The sequence below is a fragment of the Burkholderia sp. M6-3 genome (assembly GCF_050858985.1).
GTDB lineage: Bacteria > Pseudomonadota > Gammaproteobacteria > Burkholderiales > Burkholderiaceae > Paraburkholderia > Paraburkholderia caledonica.
The window spans coordinates 879234-897964 of record NZ_CP110090.1 but is presented as its reverse complement, the minus strand read 5'-3'; the positions used below and the strand labels follow the sequence as shown (position 1 = coordinate 897964).

Annotated in this window: 16 protein-coding genes; 8 read left to right on the top strand and 8 right to left on the bottom strand. The window is 63.4% G+C overall.

Annotated features, from left to right (window positions below):
* Positions 1 to 36: 36 nt before the first annotated feature.
* From OH764_RS03895 to OH764_RS03880, 4 genes are all read left to right on the top strand, one after another.
* Positions 37 to 387, top strand: a complete 351-nt coding sequence (locus OH764_RS03895) for a DUF4810 domain-containing protein (RefSeq protein WP_498848749.1) — start codon at positions 37 to 39, stop codon at positions 385 to 387.
* A gap of 14 nt (positions 388 to 401) precedes the next feature.
* Positions 402 to 1067, top strand: a complete 666-nt coding sequence (locus tag OH764_RS03890) for a DUF799 domain-containing protein (protein ID WP_498848087.1) — start codon at positions 402 to 404, stop codon at positions 1065 to 1067.
* A 784-nt stretch (positions 1068 to 1851) separates the two neighbouring features.
* Positions 1852 to 2874, top strand: coding sequence for an LLM class flavin-dependent oxidoreductase (locus OH764_RS03885; RefSeq protein WP_498848086.1), 1023 nt, complete (start codon positions 1852 to 1854; stop codon positions 2872 to 2874).
* Positions 2875 to 2984: 110 nt separating this feature from the next.
* Positions 2985 to 4601: an MFS transporter gene (locus OH764_RS03880; RefSeq protein WP_498848085.1), complete on the top strand. Its 1617-nt coding sequence runs from the start codon at positions 2985 to 2987 to the stop codon at positions 4599 to 4601.
* 60 nt (positions 4602 to 4661) lie between these two features.
* On the opposite strand, the gene OH764_RS03875 is transcribed toward OH764_RS03880, so the two are convergent.
* From OH764_RS03875 to OH764_RS03860, 4 genes are all read right to left on the bottom strand, one after another.
* Positions 4662 to 5378: an O-methyltransferase gene (locus OH764_RS03875; RefSeq protein ID WP_498848084.1), complete on the bottom strand. Its 717-nt coding sequence runs from the start codon at positions 5376 to 5378 to the stop codon at positions 4662 to 4664.
* Positions 5379 to 5482: 104 nt separating this feature from the next.
* Positions 5483 to 5779, bottom strand: coding sequence for a 4Fe-4S dicluster domain-containing protein (locus tag OH764_RS03870; protein WP_204520410.1), 297 nt, complete (start codon positions 5777 to 5779; stop codon positions 5483 to 5485).
* A gap of 2 nt (positions 5780 to 5781) precedes the next feature.
* A complete protein-coding gene (locus tag OH764_RS03865) occupies positions 5782 to 6090 on the bottom strand; it encodes a hypothetical protein (RefSeq protein WP_410802009.1) in 309 nt (102 codons plus the stop codon).
* Between the two features lie 12 nt (positions 6091 to 6102).
* A complete protein-coding gene (locus OH764_RS03860; protein ID WP_498848083.1) occupies positions 6103 to 6684 on the bottom strand; it encodes an RNA polymerase sigma factor in 582 nt (193 codons plus the stop codon).
* Between the two features lie 158 nt (positions 6685 to 6842).
* On the opposite strand from OH764_RS03860, the gene OH764_RS03855 reads away from it, so the two are divergent.
* Positions 6843 to 7160, top strand: a complete 318-nt coding sequence (locus OH764_RS03855) for a hypothetical protein (RefSeq protein ID WP_408491045.1) — start codon at positions 6843 to 6845, stop codon at positions 7158 to 7160.
* A gap of 199 nt (positions 7161 to 7359) precedes the next feature.
* Here the strand turns inward: OH764_RS03855 and OH764_RS03850 are convergent, their stop codons facing one another.
* Genes OH764_RS03850 through hemC form a run of 3 tightly spaced genes read right to left on the bottom strand, consistent with a single transcriptional unit; the run spans position 7360 to position 11608 of the window.
* Entirely contained in the window at positions 7360 to 8550 is a 1191-nt protein-coding gene (locus OH764_RS03850; protein WP_498848082.1) for a heme biosynthesis protein HemY, read from the bottom strand.
* Between the two features lie 2 nt (positions 8551 to 8552).
* Positions 8553 to 10571 (bottom strand): uroporphyrinogen-III synthase, encoded by a 2019-nt coding sequence (gene hemDX, locus OH764_RS03845; RefSeq protein WP_498848081.1) that lies wholly within the window; start codon positions 10569 to 10571, stop codon positions 8553 to 8555.
* Positions 10571 to 11608, bottom strand: coding sequence for a hydroxymethylbilane synthase (gene hemC / locus OH764_RS03840; protein WP_498848080.1), 1038 nt, complete (start codon positions 11606 to 11608; stop codon positions 10571 to 10573). Before hemC ends, hemDX begins: the two co-directional genes overlap by 1 nt.
* Before the next feature lie 422 nt (positions 11609 to 12030).
* Here hemC and ppc point away from each other — a divergent pair, with 422 nt between their 5' ends.
* The gene (gene ppc / locus OH764_RS03835) at positions 12031 to 15240 is read left to right on the top strand and encodes a phosphoenolpyruvate carboxylase (RefSeq protein ID WP_498848079.1); all 3210 of its coding nucleotides are present in this window, start codon (positions 12031 to 12033) and stop codon (positions 15238 to 15240) included.
* Between the two features lie 55 nt (positions 15241 to 15295).
* Here ppc and OH764_RS03830 read toward each other — a convergent pair whose 3' ends face one another.
* A complete protein-coding gene (locus tag OH764_RS03830; RefSeq protein WP_498848078.1) occupies positions 15296 to 16048 on the bottom strand; it encodes a class I SAM-dependent methyltransferase in 753 nt (250 codons plus the stop codon).
* A 175-nt stretch (positions 16049 to 16223) separates the two neighbouring features.
* Between OH764_RS03830 and OH764_RS03825 the strand changes: the two genes are divergently transcribed.
* Both OH764_RS03825 and argH read left to right on the top strand, forming a co-directional pair.
* Positions 16224 to 17048 carry a helix-turn-helix transcriptional regulator gene (locus OH764_RS03825; protein ID WP_027775644.1) on the top strand — a complete coding sequence of 275 codons (825 nt, stop codon included), beginning with the start codon at positions 16224 to 16226 and terminating at the stop codon, positions 17046 to 17048.
* Between the two features lie 183 nt (positions 17049 to 17231).
* Complete coding sequence (gene argH, locus OH764_RS03820; protein WP_027775645.1) at positions 17232 to 18638, top strand: argininosuccinate lyase; 1407 nt, start codon at positions 17232 to 17234, stop codon at positions 18636 to 18638.
* The last annotated feature ends 93 nt before the right edge of the window (positions 18639 to 18731 follow it).

Sequence of the window (18731 nt, the reverse complement as noted above, 5' to 3'; positions counted from 1 at the left end):
AACGACTACTACGGGGTTTTCATGAAATACACCGGCATGCTTCGGGGACTTCGCCTGCCCGTCACGGCAGCGATGCTGCTGCTCGCGGGCTGCGCGAACACCACGCCGACGCTCTATCAATGGACCGGCTACCAGCCCGGCGTCTACGACTACCTGAAGGGTGAAAAGGGCCCGCAGGAACAGATCGACGCGCTCGAAAAAGCGCGGCAGCAAATCAGCGCGAAGGGCAACACGCCGCCGCCCGGCTTCCATGCGCAACTGGGCATGCTGTACGCGAACGTCGGTAACGACACGAACGCCATGCAGGAATTCGACGCCGAGAAGCAGCTCTTCCCGGAAGCGGCGACCTACATGGACTTCCTTATGAAGAAGCCGAAACAACAATAAGCGAGCGTACCGATATGTCCAGAATCTCTTCTCTCAAGCTCTCGCTGGCGCTGTCCGTGCTCGCGCTGCTCGCCGCTTGCGCGCAGCCCGCGAAGCACATGGATTACACGGCGTTCAAGCATGCGCATCCGCGCTCGATCCTCGTGCTGCCGCCCGATAACACGACGACGGATGTGAATGCGTCGAACAGCGTGCTCTCGCAGATGACGATGCCACTCGCCGAGGCGGGCTACTACGTGATCCCGGTCGCCGTGATGGAAGAAACGTTCAAGCAGAACGGCGTCACGACGGCGGGTGATATCCAGCAGACATCGCCGGCGAAGCTGCGAGAGATCTTCGGCGCGGATGCGGTCCTGTACTCGACGATCTCGCAATACGGCACGCAGTATCGCGTGCTGGCCAGCGCGACGGTGGTGACGGCGTCGGCGAAACTCGTCGATCTGAAAAGCGGCGATGTGCTCTGGCAAGGCGCCGCGACGGCCAACAGCGAAGAAGGCAGTAACAACGGTGGCGGTGGCCTGATAGGCATGCTCGTGATGGCTGCGGTCAAGCAAATCGCGAACTCGCTCACAGACAAGAGCCGCGATATTGCCGGTATCACGAGCTATCGTCTGCTGCACGCGGGAGCGCCGACGGGCCTGCTCTACGGTCCGCGCTCGCCAAAGTACGGCACGGACTAAGCGGCGTTCGCACTTGCGACGAGTCTCGCCGAGGCGTTTGCATCGGCGAGCCCAGGCACGGTCGCGAATAGCCAGCCTCAGGCAGCCAGTGCGTGTCAGTGCCTGCCAGCGCGAAAATCCATTTTCAGCCTAGACTTGAATTGCGCGCTCGGCGACATGCTCCTGCGGCACGAAGGCCGTCGCCGGCGATCGCTCACCTGACGGCCCGTCTTCGCGGAGCAACAGTGACGCCTGGAGGCAATCATGATCCGAGCAATCTGCACGCTTCTTTCGCTTGTGAGTCTTTCCGCAGCGAGCGTGAACAGTTTCGCTGACACTATCCGAATCGAATCTGGCACCTATGGCGCCAAGTGTGGCGCTCATCATGGCAACTCGACTCGTGCGTTGGCTCTACACTGTAACGCTGTCGACACCTGCCGCTACCCGGTTTTCTCGCCGGCGACCTCTCGTAATCGAAGTGCCTGTAAGGCCGACTTCGTTGCCGAATGGTCTTGCGGGCCGGGAGAATCTCATCAAGCAACAGTGAGCTCCGCCGCGAATAACGGAGGAATTCTCGTGCTGACTTGCGTTCCTTCCACCGGTGCAGGCAAATAGGCGATTCGACAAGGGCAAGCGTCTGACTCGCTCTTGATCGGCATCATCGGCGTCCACCGACTTTGCAGCTCGATAAGCAACGCAATACCCGAGAGCGCAATCGTCGATATTCGGCTCCGCAGCGAGCGACATCCGCGCGACTCGGGCAAGATGCCGTTATCGCTCACCTACGCATGCTGGCAGGACTGTTATGAAAAAGATCGGCTTTCTCTCGTTTGGCCATTGGAGTCCATCGCGACATTCACTCGCGCGTTCGGCCTCCGATGCCCTGCTGCAATCCATCGAGCTCGCTGTCGCTGCTGAGGAGCTCGGGGCCGACGGCGCGTTTTTTCGGGTGCATCATTTCGCGCGCCAGCTAGCGTCGCCGTTCCCGCTTCTGGCTGCGGTCGGTGCGAAAACGAGCCGCATTGAGATCGGCACCGCTGTCATCGACATGCGTTATGAAAATCCGCTCTACATGGCGGAGGACGCCGGGGCGGCCGATCTGATCGCGGGCGGGCGACTGCAACTTGGCATCAGTCGAGGCTCCGGCGAACAGGTGATCGACGGGTGGCGTTACTTCGGCTACGCGCCCGGCGAGGGCGAGACGCATGCCGATCTCGCGCGGCACCACACCGAGGTGTTTTATGAGGTGCTGCGCGGCGGGGGCTTTGCTGAACCGAATCCGCGACCGATGTTTGCAAATCCGCCGGGACTGCTTCGGGTCGAGCCCCACTCCGAGGGGTTGCGCGACCGGATCTGGTGGGGTTCGGGCTCAGATGCGACGGCGGTCTGGGCAGCCGGAATGGGCATGAACCTGCAGTGCTCGACGCTAAAGAACGATGAGTCGGGCCGCCCTCTTCATGTCCAGCAAGCCGAGCAGATCCGGGCGTATCGGCAGGCGTGGAAAGAAGCGGGACACACGCGAGAACCGCGCGTGTCGGTCAGCCGCAGCATTTTCGCGCTGATAAACGATCGCGACCGGATGTATTTCGGACGCGATGCGAATAGCGACGACACGGTCGGTCTGCTCGACGACAACATCCGAACGATTTTCGGGCGCAGCTACGCGGCACCGCCTGAAACGCTCGTGAAGCAACTTGCAGCGGACGAGGCGATCGCAGAAGCCGACACGCTACTGCTGACCGTACCAAACCAGCTAGGCGTGGAATACTGCGCACACGTCATCGAATCGATCCTGACGCATGTTGCCCCGGCGCTTGGCTGGCGTTAGTACGGCAGACTGGCGCTCGCCGGCGAGAACGTTTTGGCGACGGTCTACGTTTTCACGCCACTTCGCTCCAGTTGCTATGCTAGTCACCATCGACCAGCATTGGAGCGAGCATGGCCGACCCGCACCTTCTTGATAACGACCCACACCCCACGCACGGCGTCGCTGCTCAAGCGAGCCCGTGCGATGAACTCATCATCCGCGCGCAGCCCACTGCACTCGACAGTCCGTGCCGGCGCAAACGTCTTGCGCTCGCCGCGACGATCCTCGGCTCGAGCATGGCGTTTATCGACGGCTCCGTCGTCAACGTCGCGTTACCCGCCATTCAGAGCGAGCTGCGCGCGAGCGTCGCGTCGATGCAGTGGATCATCAATGCCTACCTTCTCTTCCTGGGATCGCTCGTACTGGTGGGCGGATCGATGGGCGACAAGCTCGGCCGCCGCACGGTGTTCATCGCTGGCATCGCAGTCTTCACGCTGGCGTCGGCCGCTTGCGGGCTCGCGCCGAACGCGGGCTCACTGATCGCCGGGCGTGCGGTCCAGGGCATCGGCGCTGCGCTCTTCGTGCCCAGCAGCCTCGCGATCATCGGCGCGGTGTTCGACGGCGAAGAGCGCGGACGGGCAATTGGTACGTGGGCAGGTGTCGGCGCGATCACGTCCGCGTTGGGTCCAGTGGCCGGCGGCTTGCTCGTCGACGCGTTGTCGTGGCGCGCGATCTTCTTTCTCAACGTCCCGCTCGCAGCGGCAACCATTGCGCTCGCTGTTTTGTCGGTGCCGAACAGCCACAAGGCAGATGCGCCTCAACAGTTGGACTGGCCTGGCGCGCTGAGCGCGGCAGCGGGGCTCGCCGCACTCACCTATGGCCTGACCGAGGCGTCGGCGCGTGGCTTCGCGCATCCCATCGTACTTTGCGCAATCGGCGTCGGCGTGCTCGTGCTGGCCGCATTCGTGATGATCGAAGCGAAGAGCCATGACCCGATGATGCCGCTCGAAGTGTTCCGCTCGCGCGATTTCACCGGCGCGAACCTCGTCACGCTACTGCTCTACTTCGGTCTGGGCGGCGCATTTTTCTTCCTGCCGTTCACGCTGATCCGCGCACACGGCTACACCGCCACCGAAGCGGGCGCAGCGTTGCTGCCGGTGCCCGTGATCATCGGCTCGTTGTCGCGCTTGACGGGCGGTCTGACGACTCGCTTCGGTTCGCGGGCCTTATTGAGCGCTGGCCCGTGCATCGCCGGAATCGGTTTTGCGATGCTTGCGCTGCCATTCGTGCGCGGCAGCTTCTGGACCGGATTCCTCCCCGCGCTCGTCGTGCTCGGGCTCGGCATGACCATCACGGTCGCACCACTCACGACGACCGTGATGGCCTCAGTGCCGGGCCACCGCGCAGGCGTCGCCTCGGGCATCAACAACGCGGTCGCACGCGTGGCGAGCCTGCTGGCGGTTGCGGTACTCGGCATTGTGTTCGTGTGGTCGCATAACGCAGCGCTGTCGGCGCGCCTGGACGAACTGCACGTTCCTCATGATGCACGCCAGACCGCGTTATTGCAGTTGGACGCGCAAGCCCATACCGTAGCCACCGATGCCCCTCCTACGCACTCGCAGACACTCGCGGCGCAGGCGGAAGCCGACGCCATTATTGACGCGCTGCGCGCCGTCGCGCTGGTGTCCGCCGCATGCGCGTTCGCAGGAGCGGCGCTCGCCTTCGCCACCATCGAGCCGCGCAAGTGACGTGCTGCGCTCACCGAACATGTCTGCTCGAGGCATCCCGGAAACCCGCTCTTTGCCAGCTTAAGAAACGACGACTGTAAATTCGAGCCCTGATTCGAAGTCCAGTGTCGTTGTCGAGAAACGGGGATCGTCGTCAAGGTAGCGCTTGTACGGCTGAACGGCGTTCTCGGCCGTGTACATGTTGTCGGCGAGAACGATAGAGCCAGGGCGCAGCAGCCGCTCAATTTGCTTGAACAGATTCAGATAGGTGTTGGCCCACACGTCGATGAACACCATATCGAAAGTGCCTTCCAGCTGGGCAACGGTCTCGAAGGCGTCGCGCTCCCACAGGTCAACATAAGCCTCTACGCTCGCCGCTTTGACGTTGGCCCGAAATTGCGCGCACTTGAGCGCGTCGGCTTCGGTCGCTGTCACCACTCCACTGCCCAACGTGCGAAGGGCTTCGGCCAGATACAGCGTGGACACGCCGCAGGAACTGCCGAGTTCGAGGATTCGAGCCGGTTGATGCGAAAGCACCATGTTGTGCAGAAACTTACCCGTTTTCGCTGACACGGCTAACGATAAAGAAGTGCCTTGCGACGACTCGAAATCTTCGCTAGACAGTCCGAGCGTTTCGAGAAAGCGGCCGCGCAATCGAGGTGCGAGCGTGTCGTATTCCTCCGCGAGAGTCAGGAATTCCTCGCTCGATCCTTCAAACTGCGCCTGCGCGCGGGCTATCACTTCTGTCTGACTCTGTTCGTGAAGCCGCCGCAAAAGAACTGCGCTTGACGACGTCATGTGCGCTCCGTGACGAGATCGGTAGTGTTGATGATGCGCCCGGCACCGCCCGGTTTATCAGGCAGCGGGTGATGTCGTTACGCCATCAGCAAAGACGTTGGACGTTATGCCGTTCTGGCGAGCTTGATTGCGCGTTCAGGACATGCGCTCACGCAGAGACCGCACGACCGGCAGGCGTCCGCGTTCGGCGTGTAGGCGACTTTCATTCCATGCACACGCAGCTTGAAACGATGCATGAAACCGAGGCTCAGATAATCGACGTCGTCGATGCGTCGAATTTCAAACACATTCTCGGGGCAAACGTCCAGACAATCGCCCTTACCTTCGCAACGTTTCAGGTCGACGACTGGCGCAATCACGCCCGGCTTCTGTTTGCAGTCCGCCGTTGATATCTCGCGCATGTTCATTCTCCCTCGCGCCGGGCGCGGCCTGATCGCCATGCCGTCTGAAAATGCTCCCGCTCCTCCGGCGTCATGGCTTGCCATTTGCGCCAATGACGCCGCTCGCGCCAGCCGCCGTGTCCGCGGAACCCGCCAAACAGGATGCGGCTCAAGACCAGCAAGCCCAGCGCATGCGCGAAGTCGATCGTGCGGGCGCCGACGAATAACGCCGGAATCACCCAGTTCCATAGACTCATGACCACCCACCCGAGCACGCCTATGGCGACCACCGCAAGCAGTACCTTACCCACGCATCTGATTCGAAATTTCATCCGTCGACTCCTCTAAATACCCAGTTCGTCATAAATGGCTTGCAGCCGGGCGCGCAGATGCAAGACCGCGTAGCGTTTGCGCGCGAGCAGCGTATTCAGCGTGACGCCGCTTTCCGCCACCATGTCTTTGAAGGACCTTCCCTCGAGTTCGTGGCCAATAAACACCTCGCGCTGGTTCGGCGGTAACTCGTCAATCGCGTCCTGCAACGCTTTGAGCAATAGCGCGCGAGCGTAGAGCGCTTCGGGACCCGCGTCGGGCGACGGCAGGGCGAGGTCGAGGCGATACTCACTGTCGGTGTCATCCTCGCCCTCGGACAGATCTGTCAAAGGCTGCTCTCTTTTCTTACGAAAGCGATCGATGATTCGATTGCGCGCGGCCCGGAAAAGCCACGCGCTCGCCTGTTCGATCGGAGCGGGCAGCCGGTACGCCTGCACGAATTCATGGAACACGTCCTGCAATATGTCCTCGGCATCGTCGGGATCGCGTATTCGTCGCCGGATGAAATTGACGAGCCTCGTGCGCTCACGCACCACGGTCGCGGTGATGTCGTTGTCGCGTTCGGTCATCGTGTGCGAGGTGGGTGGCGGTTCCATGCGTCTGAAGACGTTTCAGGCGCGCGAATATTGTGGCAGGTGCGAAAATTCTTTTCCGTTCGCAACCGTGAATTGGGCGGGTTCAGCGCTCCTGTTCCGGGAATTGCTCGCGCAGATCCAAGCTACAGTTGATGCACTTGTAGCGAGGCAGATCAACAATGAGCAGATATCAGACGGTCCTTCTGGAAATTTTGGCTAGTGAGGGATTCGAGGATTGCATGTCCCCGGGGGCGCCAGTCTCGTCCGCCAGCATTGCAGACGAAGTGACGCAGCTGTGCGCCGACATGCAAGGGCAACTGACGAGGCTCGCACAGTTCCGCGATTATCCCGACCTGATGCTGACGGCGGTGGACGAACTGATGATCAACGCCGACGTTCTGCGCGTGCTGGCCGCGGCTCGGCTGAAACTGGAACAAGCGGCGGCAGAGGACGGTTCCAGTACGCTCGCCGCACCTGAAGGAGCGGTGCTCCATTAGCCTCGGGGAGAGACTGGCCAGCTAAACAGAGCGCCGCTCGAATTTGCATTCGTGCACGGCGCTCAAGCCCCGAAATTTCGGGATGCACGGTAATGCGGTGCGAAAGTTGAGGAGTTGGAGACTTTCCGTAGAGCAACACGCGACGAGCGACGACATCGTCAGACGCTCTTCGCATGGCTGCCCAGCGCAAAGAGCGATCTCACACGATGTTCATCGCCAACGCACTCTCGCGATAGTGCTGGCTCGCCTTCTCCGTGTCCCCCAACTGCTCGTGAAGCCGAGCCAACGCACGGTGCGAGCGAATCTTCAGCGTCTCATTGTCAGCAAGCTTGAGCGCACGTTCGAGGAACGACTGCGCCTTCCCCCACAACTGCTGATGCAGACACAACCGGCCCAATGCGAACAGCAAGTCCGCGTCGTCCGGACGATCCTTTTGCCACGCTTCGGCCTTCTGGATGAGCGGCAACGCATCGCCGCCCGCAGTATCCGGGTAACGACGCAGCAAGCGCGCATCCCAATTCTGCGCGAGCGCTTCTTCGACGATCTTGCGCGCCTCCCGCGGACGATTCAGCGCAACCAGCAGTTCCGCAGCCAGATCGGCGAGACGCGGCGAATGACGCTCCGTCGGCGTCAGCGAATTCCATAGTTCGAGTAACGCATCAGCGTTATGCCGGCGATCGCGCAGCAGATTCTCCGCCGCCAGTTGCCGCAAGCGCACCGCCACCGCCGGGTGAATCGCCTCGCGCTTTTCCAGCGTCTTGACGAGCTTGAGCACCTCGCCCCAGTTCTTCAATTGCTGCTGCGCGCGCAACATGATCTGCTGAGCGTGAATGCGCCGCGCGCCCTGCGATTGCATTTCGGTGAGCGCGGTCAGCGCGCCGTCCGCGTCGCGGCCGTCGGCCCGCATGTCGGCGGTGGCCATCAGACGGGCGTCCTGCCAGTCGGTTTCGTCGATCTGAGCGAGCCATTCGTCGCGCCGCGCATATTCATGCATGCGATGCGCCGCGGTGGCCGCAATCAGGCCGGCCGCGCCCTTGTTGTCACCGTTCGCGAGCGCGTCTTTCGCGGCCTTTTCCGCGCGCGAAAAGCGCCCGGCGTACAGGTTGCCGATCGCGTCACGCAGCGCGGCGTGCGCCTTCGCGACGCGCGAGCGCGCACGGTACGCGGCCACACGCTGCGGCATGCGCCAGATGTTGCGCACGATGCGCAGCAACGCATACAGCAGAATAAACAGCACCACGAGCCCGACCACGAACAGATTGAGCGACATGTCGACGCGGTACGGCGGATACACCAGCATCACCTGGCCCATGTCGAAGCGTCCGACCACCGCGAGCGCGACCGCGACGGTGAAGAGCAGCGCGAGCCATAGAAGTCCCCGGATCGCCATGATTAACCTCGGCCCCGGTATTGATTGACGGCTTGCAGGCTCGTGTTCAGGTTCGGCAATTCGACCGCGGCCGATCCGGCCTCCACCTGCTTGACGAGATCGACAACGTTTTGTGTTTTCTTCGACGACATATCGAAGTAACGCGTCAGCGCCGTCTGCGCGCCCTGAAGGTCGGACTTCAGCGTGGTCTCGTTACGCGAGAGCAGAGCAAGACGCGCCGACAGCAAACGCAGCTTCACGTTCTCTCGCACGAAGTAGCCCTGGTCTGGCGCGACCATCATCGCGTCTGCGTTGTCGATGCGGCGCACCTGCACGAGGCTCGTCAACTGCTGGCCGATGCCGCTCGTCAACTGGTTCCACCACACTTTCCAGCGCGGCTCGCCGGTGGCCGCGGACACCTTGGCCGTGTCTGCCCATGTCGCCGCACGCGGCGTGGCATGGGCAATCGGCGCTTCGCCGGAGAGCGGCAGGCTGTCGATCTGATCGACCGCATTGTCGAGCTTGATCGCAAGACCCGTGAGGTCGGTGGAAGGCGCGGCCTTCAGCTTGTCGATGTCCTGCGCGATGGCCTTGCGCACCGCAACCGCCTGCGTGCTATCGGACGCCGCGAGCCGCGTGTCGGCGCTTTGCAGCGCGAAGAGCGCAAGCTGCGTGTTGCCGGTCAATTGCAATTGCTGGCTTGCCGCAGACAGCATCTGACCGACTTCCGCGAGCGTCCAGTCGTCGCGATTGCGCGCGAGATCCGCGTACTGTTGCTGGAGTGCCTGCTGTGCGGCCTGCGCATCGGCGAGCTTGCCTTCCAGCTGCGCGACCTGCGAGTCGGACTGACGCACCGTGGCGAGCGCCTGCTCGGTTTTGATACGCAGTTCGTTGGTTTGCGTGTCGTTCGCCTGCTGACGTTGCGCGATGTTCTGCTCGGTGCGCTCCACCTTGCGATTGAGCGCATAGCCGCCCACGCCCGCGGCGCAAGCAAGAACCACGACGACAAACCACAGCAGCGGTCCGCTCGCGCTGCGGCGCTTTTGCGCTTCGTAGGGCGTGAAGGGTTGGTTCGGCGGCAACGCGGCGGTCGCGGCCGGCTGGGGTGAAGCGTTCGTGGATGCGTTCGTTTCAGTCATGCGTGATTTAGCCGGTGAATGAGCCGGATTGGACGGTACCGGTTGAACTACGGTCGGCAGATCGGCGAGCAAGGTGCGGGCAATGCGCTCGTCGCCCGCGCCTGACACCGTAATCCTATCAAAACCTAATGCCCGCGCGGTCTCAGCAATACGGGGATGAGGCGTGACGAGCACGGCCTGCTTGAGCTGCGCGAGTTCGTCGGCGGTGAGATGCTCTTGCGCGAGTTCGTGCAGATTGCGCACGCCTTCGGAGCTGGTGAGAAGCCAGGCATGCGGTTCGCCCGCAAGCAGTCGATGCACACGAGCCCATGCGCCGATCGACGGTTCCGGCACGAGCCGCCGGTACGCGGCAACCGTCTCCACCTCGGCGCCGGCCTCGCGCAGACGCTCGGCGAGCCACTCGCGGCCGCCGTCGCCGCGCACGATCAGAACACGCTTGCCTTCGAGATTCGCCTCGCCGAGCGCCGAGTCGATTGCGGCGAAGAGGCCTTCAGAGTCGAAGCGGCCGTTATCGTCATCGGCGCCGGATGCGGGACTGATGACCCGGTGAGCCGGCGCGCTGACGCCGTGACGCGCGAGCGCCTGCACGCTGCCCGGCCCGACCACGCCGACCGGCAATGCGTGCGGCCAGATCGCGCCGCTCTTCGCGAACGCGTGATCGATCGCGTTCGGCGACACGAAGATGACGAGCGCATAGCGTTCGAGAGAGGCGAGCGCGGCGCGCAACGGTGCGTCGTCGGCGACGGGCGCAATGTCGATCAGCGGGAAATCGAGCGTCGCAATTCCGGCCGCGGAGAGGCGTTCTATCAGTTCGCTCGACTGACCGGACGGTCGCGTAATCACGACCGTGAACACCGCCTTGCCGGCGGAGGACGATGCGTTGCCGGGAAAGTCGGCCGCCATCAGTCGCCGGACATCGGGGTGCCTGCCGAGCCGGAGTCCGCGCCGGAGTTTGCACCGTCTCCCGGCGCCGCGGGACCGCTCGCCGTGCTGAGCGCGCGGACGATGTCCATTGCGCCTTGCTGTTCGAGTGCGCTCGCCACTTCGCTGCCCAGCGCGATCGCGCGTTCGACGGTCGGCGCGGGTGCCGACGCCTGCGCGCTCAGCACGCGTTGGCCATCGGGCGTCGCCACGATGCCGCGCAAATGCAGCGCGCCGTCATGCCATGTTGCATACGCAGCGAGTGGCACCTCGCAACTGCCGCCGAGTGAACGCGACACCATGCGCTCCGCTTCGACCGCTGCCGCTGTATGTTCGTGATGCAGCGGCGCGAGCCATGCCGCGAGGTCGGCGCGATCGGCGCGAATCTCGATGCCGAGCGCGCCCTGCCCTGCAGCGGGCAAGCTGTCGTCCGGATCGAGCAGCGCACGGATACGCTCAGCCAGACCGAGGCGCTTAAGGCCTGCCGCTGCGAGAATGATCGCCGCGTAATCGCCGCGATCTAGCTTGGCGAGGCGCGTATCCAGATTGCCGCGCAGCGGCCGCACCTGGAGATGCGGATAGCGCATGCGCAGCATGGCTTCGCGGCGCAGGCTCGATGTGCCCACCACCGCGCCGGCCGGCAGCGCGGCAAGCGAGTCGTAATCGTTCGACACGAGCGCGTCTCGCGGATCCTCGCGTTCCATGATCGTGGAGAGCGCGAAGCCCGCGGGCAATTCCATCGGCACGTCTTTCAGCGAATGCACGGCGAGATCGGCGCGCCCATCGGCGAGCGCGGCTTCGAGTTCTTTGACGAACAGCCCCTTACCGCCCACCTTCGACAAAGTGCGGTCGAGAATTTGATCGCCGCGTGTCGTCATTCCCAGGATTTTTACGTCACAAGATGGATATAATTTGTGCAGCGCACATCGCACATGCTCCGCTTGCCACATGGCGAGGCGGCTTTCTCGCGACGCAATCACAAGCGTGTGGGGTGGCGCGGCAAACGTCTCGGTGTTCATTAGCTTGTCGATTGAATGACGGGATGGAATAACAAACAATGTTAGCACGCGCCCTCGCGCTCACCCCCCGGTTCGCCCGCCTGTGGCCCTTACGGATCAAGGCTCGAACCGAGACGCGCAGGGGCGCCGTGCCAACGCGGTATCGATGGAGGAGACGGGCTTCGCGCCATGCGCCGCTGTTTGGTTGCGGCCTGTTCACGCACGCTCGTTCGCGCACCGCGCCGCCGTATGCGCGATGATGCAATGCGGCGCAACATGCGCCGCGTGCAGAGCTTGTGCGGTCGCGCGGCCTTCCTCCTCGGCGTATTGCCATCGGTGCATACCGCTTCAAAGCAGTTCACGTTGCAGTTCCAGTGCAGTTTTGAGTTCCGCAGTAGCAGTTCATCACTTAACAGACCCTGGCTTCCCTGAGGAAACCCATCGTGACGTCTTCCGGATCGGCGCGCCCTGCCCGCCGCAACACTGCATCGCCCAACGCTTCCACTGTCGACGCCGACGCGTCCACAGCCTCCGCATCGTCTGGCGCAGGCGCCGCCCAACCGGGCAAAGCCAAGCGGGCGTCCTCCAGCGCGAAGGCAGCGAACGCCGCGAAAGCCATCAAGGCAGACAAAACCACCGCGCCGGCCAAGCCGGAAAAGGCCGTCAAGGCTTCGAAAGCGGACAAGCCGGCGAAAACCGCGTCCGCCACGAACAAGGCCGAGGTGAAGACGAACTCGAAAGCACAAGCGAAAAACAAGGCGGAATACAAGGTGGAAGACAAAGCGCCGAACCTGCAAGCCGTCTCCGTGGACACCGTTGTCGCCGCGCCGAAAACCAACGGCCGCACGCGCGCCGACAAGGACCATCCGCTCTTCCAGGACATCCGCTATCTGGGGCGGCTGCTCGGCGACGTGCTGCGAGAACAGGAAGGCGACGCGGTGTTCGACGTCGTCGAAACAATCCGTCAGACGGCCGTGCGTTTTCGCCGTGAAGACGACAACGCCGCCGTGCAGACGCTCGACAAAAAACTGCGCTCGCTGAGTCCCGAACAGACGGTCAGCGTGGTGCGCGCGTTCAGCTACTTCTCGCATCTCGCGAATATCGCCGAAGACCGCCACCGCAATCGCCGTCACCGTATTCACGCGCTGGCCGGCTCCGCCGCGCAGCCGGGCACCATTGCCTACGCGCTGGAGCGGCTCGTCGAAGCGGGCGCCTCCGCCACGCCCGTATTGCAGCAATTTTTCAACGACGCGCTGATCGTGCCCGTGCTGACGGCGCACCCAACGGAAGTGCAGCGCAAGAGCATTCTCGACGCGGAGCACGACGTCGCGCGCCTGCTCGCCGAACGCGATCAGCAGTTGACCGACCGCGAACGCGCGCATAACGAAGCAATGCTGCGCGCGCGCGTCACGTCGCTGTGGCAAACGCGGATGCTGCGCGACTCGCGGCTCACGGTCGCCGATGAAATCGAAAACGCGTTGTCGTACTACCGCGCGACCTTCCTCGAAGAAATCCCCGCGCTGTACGCCGATATCGAAGAAGCGCTCAAGGAACACGGCCTCGAAGCGCGTCTGCCGCCGTTCTTCCAGATGGGCAGCTGGATCGGCGGCGACCGCGACGGCAATCCGAACGTCACGGCTGAAACGCTCGAACATGCGATCGCGCGCCAGGCCGAGGTGATCTTCGAGCACTATCTCGAGCAGGTGCACAAGCTCGGCGCGGAATTGTCCGTGTCGAATCTGCTCGCCGGCGCGAGCGACGAACTCAAAGCGCTCGCCGAAATCTCGCCTGACCGCTCGCCGCACCGCACAGACGAACCTTATCGCCGTGCGCTGATCGGCATGTACACGCGGCTCGCGGCAAGTGCGCGCGTGCGTCTCGGCGAAGGCAGCGTGCCGCTGCGCAGTGCGGGCCGGGGCGCAGCGCCGATTCGCGCGACCCCGTACGACGATGCGTCCGAATTCGTGCGCGATTTGCACGTGCTGATCGATTCACTCGCCGCTCATCATGGCGCGCCGCTCGCGGCGCCGCGTCTCGCACCGCTCGCTCGCGCGGCCGAAGTATTCGGCTTCCATCTCGCGAGCATCGACTTGCGCCAAAGTTCGGACATCCACGAAGCGGTGATCGCCGAACTGCTGAAGCGCGCGGGCGTTCATGACGACTACGCCGCGCTCGCCGAAAGCGAGAAGCTCGAAGTGCTGCTCGCAGAGCTTGCGCAGCCGCGCCCGTTGCGCCTGCCCTATGCCGAGTACTCGGATCTCGTGAAGAGCGAGCTCGGCGTGCTGGAACAAGCACGTGTCACGCGCGAAAAATTTGGCGCGCGCGCGGTTCGCAACTACATCATTTCGCACACCGAGACGGTCAGCGATCTGGTCGAAGTCATGCTGCTGCAAAAAGAGACCGGCCTTCTGCAAGGGCAGCTCGGCGATGCGAACGATCCGGCGAGAGCCGCGCTGATGGTCATCCCGCTCTTCGAGACGATCCCTGACTTGCGCAACGCGCCGCACATCATGCGCGATCTCCTTGCGCTGCCGGGCGTCGACTCGATAGTCGAACATCAGGGCAACGAGCAGGAAGTGATGCTCGGCTACTCGGACAGCAACAAGGACGGCGGCTTTCTCACGTCGAACTGGGAGTTGTATCGCGCGGAACTCGCGCTTGTGTCGCTCTTCAACGAACGCGGCATCACGCTGCGTCTTTTCCACGGACGAGGCGGCACCGTCGGCCGTGGCGGCGGCCCGACTTATCAGGCGATTCTGTCGCAGCCGCCCGGCACCGTCGACGGTCAGATTCGCTTGACGGAACAAGGCGAAGTGATCGCGAGCAAGTTCGGCAATCCGGAGATCGGCCGGCGCAATCTTGAAACGGTGGTGGCAGCGACGCTCGAAGCATCATTGTTGCCGCATGGCACGGCGCCCGCGGAACTGCCGGTTTTCGAATCCACGATGCAGCAATTGTCCGACGCGGCCATGGCCTCGTATCGCGCGCTCGTGTATGAAACGCCCGGCTTCAAGGAGTATTTCTTCGAGTCCACGCCGATTTCGGAGATCGCCGAACTGAACATCGGCAGCCGTCCCGCGTCACGCAAGTTGCATGATCCGAAGCAACGCAAGATCGAAGATCTGCGCGCGATTCCGTGGGGTTTCTCATGGGGCCAATGCCGGCTGTTGCTGACCGGCTGGTATGGTTTCGGCACTGCGGTGGCCGCGTATCTCGACGACGCGCCGAGCGATGCCGAACGCGGACGCCGTCTCGCGCAACTGAAGAAAATGCACAAGACCTGGCCGTTCTTCTCGACGCTGCTCTCGAACATGGACATGGTGCTCGCAAAGACCGACCTTGCGGTGGCCTCGCGTTACGCGGCGCTCGTCACCGACAAGAAGCTGCGCAAGCATGTGTTCGAGCGGATCGTCGCGGAATGGGAGCGCACGTCCAAAGTGTTGTCGGAGATCACCGGCAAGAGCGAACGGCTCGCCGAAAATCCGCTGCTCGCGCGTTCGATCAAGAACCGCTTTCCGTATCTCGACCCGCTTAATCACCTGCAGGTCGAATTGCTCAAGCGTTACCGCGCGGGCGACACCAACGCGCGCGTGCGGCGCGGGATTCATCTGAGCATCAACGGTATCGCGGCGGGGTTGCGCAATACCGGTTGACGGTTCGGGATGGCAGTGGCGTTTGCACGCGCCGCTGCCATCTCCGCATGCTCTCTCAAGCCGCTTCGACCATCAAAGCGTCCAGCTTGAAAGAGCCGTCTTCCTTCACGTCGAAATACTGCCGCACTTCATCCGGCGAATTGCGCCACAGCGACTGGATCGCCACCACGCGCTCCTCAGGCGTGCGCATGCGCGCCACCCAGGAACTGAACTCGATGTCGATGCGCCAGCGCTCGCGAATCGAGGCCTTGAACCCTGCGGCTTCGAAGAGCACGATCCATTCGTCGGCGCGGTAATCGCGAATATGTGAGCCGTCGCGCAGGAGTTCGATTGCCTGGAAATGCGTGTCCAGCAACGGATGGTCGATACCAGCAATGTCGATAAAGAGCACCCGGCCGCCCGGCTTCAGCACGCGCCGTACTTCGGCGAGCGCTGGCGCCACGTCGTGCCAGTGATGCGCACTCATCCGGCTGATGACCCAGTCGAACGTGTGATCGGCGAACGGCAATTTCTCGGCAGCGCCTTGCTGCGTGCGAATGTTGACGAGGCCGCGATCCTTCGCGGCGCCTTCCACTGTGGCGAGCATCGGCGCCGCAATGTCGTAGGCGATCACTTCTCTCGCATGCGGCGCGACCGCGAAACTCGCGTGGCCCGCGCCGCAGCCCATGTCGAGCACCGTCGCATCCGGCGTCGCCGCGATCGACTCGGCAAGCGTCCGCAGATCCGCGCCGGTTGCGTGGGTCGGACTCGTCAAATACGCGGCGGCGGTCGACCCGAAGGCGTCGGCGACCTGATCGTGATGCTTCATGAATAGCTCCGGTTGTCTGCGTGGGACTGTGTCGTGTGGGTCCGCGTTTCTGGTGCTGGCAGCGCGGCCTGCCGTTCGAGCCGCTACGCCGCTACAATAGAGCCCGCCGTGTACCAGTACAAGTTAAGCAATTATTCTGGTATCTATACCACCCTCCTCACGCCGCACCAAACGAATGACCACGCGAACGAGCACGCCCGCTTCCGCCGACAACCCGCCGCCGCTCGATGCCACGCCCGCCCGCGCGCTGGGTGACTTCATCCGCGCGCACCGCGAGCGGCTGTCGCCGCAAGCGGTCGGCCTGCCGCCGGGCCCGCGCCGCCGCACGCCCGGCTTGCGGCGCGAGGAAGTCGCGCAGCTGTGCGGCGTGAGTCCGACCTGGTACACATGGATCGAGCAGGGACGCCCGGTTTCCGCTTCCGCGGACGCGCTCGCACGTATCGCCGTCGCGCTGCAACTGTCGCGGGCCGAGCGGGCGTATCTGTTCGAACTGGCCGCCCAGCGCGATCCGGCCGAGCCCGACCCGGCCGCCGCCGACGCGCCCGCGACACTGCTCGAAACCGTGCAACTCGTAGACGCGCCCGCCTATGTGCTCGACCGTCAATGGAATGCGCTCGCCTGGAACGAACGCGCGGCCGATCTTTTCGTCGGCTGGCTCGACGGTTCGCATGACCGCAATCTGCTGCGCTACACGTTCACGGAACCGGCGGCGCGCGAGTTGATCGTCGACTGGGACACGCGCGCGCGGCGTCTAGCCGCCGAGTTTCGGGCGGATTCGATTCGTCATCTGAACGACGCGCCAACGCGTGCGCTGATCGATTCGCTCACCGCGGCGAGCGACGCGTTTGCGCGCTTCTGGGCTTCGCAAGATGTCGGAGGCCGCGAAGGCGGACGGCGCGAATTCAATCATCCGCGCGACGGCCGGCTCGTCTACGATCAGATTACGTTCAAGCCCGCGCATCGCGAAGATCTCAAGCTGGTAGTGCTGGTGCGCGAATAGGCCGTGGCGCGAGCCGCCAATGCAGGCCGCGGCGCGGCGTTGCGCCAGTGTTAAAATCCCTGTCTTTCCATGCTTCGGCGGTGCGCTTGCAGTCATGCGAAGCCCATCCGCGTCGTCAGCTTCTTACCGCTCGCCTGATCGCCATTTAACTGCTGCATAACTGCCGCTTAACTGCCCAAAACCATGACGTCCCAACTGCACAAAAAAGGCGAAGCCTGGTCGGCTCGCTTCTCGGAGCCGATGTCGGAGCTCGTCAAACGCTACACGTCGTCGGTTTTCTTCGACAAGCGTCTCGCGCTCGTCGACATTGAAGGGTCGCTCGCGCACGCCTCGATGCTGGGCGCGCAGAAGATCATCGCCGCCGAAGACCTCGCCGCGATCCAACGCGGCATGGCGCAGATCAAGGGCGAAATCGAGCGAGGCGAGTTCGAGTGGCAACTCGACCTGGAAGACGTTCACCTGAACATCGAAGCGCGCCTCACCGCGCTGATCGGCGACGCCGGCAAGCGTCTGCACACGGGCCGCTCGCGTAACGACCAGGTCGCGACCGACATCCGCCTGTGGCTACGCGGCGAGATCGACCGCATCGGCGCGTTGTTGAAGGAGCTGCGCACGGCGCTGCTCGACATGGCGGAGAAGAACGCGTCGACCATCATGCCCGGCTTCACGCACTTGCAGGTCGCGCAGCCGGTCACGTTCGGCCATCACCTGCTCGCCTACGTCGAAATGTTTTCTCGCGACGCCGAGCGCATGCTCGATTGCCGCAAGCGCGTGAACCGTCTGCCGCTGGGCGCGGCGGCACTCGCCGGCACGAGCTATCCGATCGACCGTCACGCGGTGGCAAAGACGCTCGGTTTCGACGGCATCTGCGCAAACTCGCTCGACGCTGTGTCCGACCGCGACTTCGCAATCGAATTCACGGCGGCGTCGGCGCTCGTCATGACGCACATCTCGCGCTTCTCCGAAGAACTCGTGCTGTGGATGAGCCCGCGCGTCGGCTTTATCGACCTGGCCGACCGCTTCTGTACGGGGTCGTCGATCATGCCGCAGAAAAAGAATCCTGACGTGCCCGAACTCGCGCGCGGCAAGACCGGCCGTGTGAACGGTCATCTGATGGCGCTGCTCACGCTGATGAAAGGGCAGCCGCTCGCGTACAACAAGGACAATCAGGAAGACAAGGAACCGCTGTTCGACACGGTGGACACCGTTGCCGATACGCTGCGCATCTTCGCTGAAATGGTCGCGGGCATTTCGGTGAAGCCGCAAGCCATGCGCGACGCCGCATTGCAAGGATTTTCGACGGCAACCGATCTCGCCGACTACCTCGTCAAGCGCGGCCTCGCGTTTCGCGACGCGCACGAAGCCGTTGCGCTGGCCGTGCGCATCTGCGCGGATCGCGGCTGCGATCTCGCGGACCTCACGCTCGATGAAATGCGCGCGGAATTGCCGAACGTCGCGCATCTGATCGGCGACGACGTGTTCTCGTATCTGACGCTCGAAGGCTCGGTTGCAAGCCGTAATCATCCGGGCGGCACCGCGCCCGAGCAGGTGCTGGCCGCGGTCAAAGCGGCACGGCAAGCATTGAACTGAGACGCGTCGAGTTGCGCGAACGCGCCGGCATGGCGCGTTCATGCACTGCGAATTGCGAAGGCGAACTCGTTGGCGAGTTCGCTTTTTTTTTGC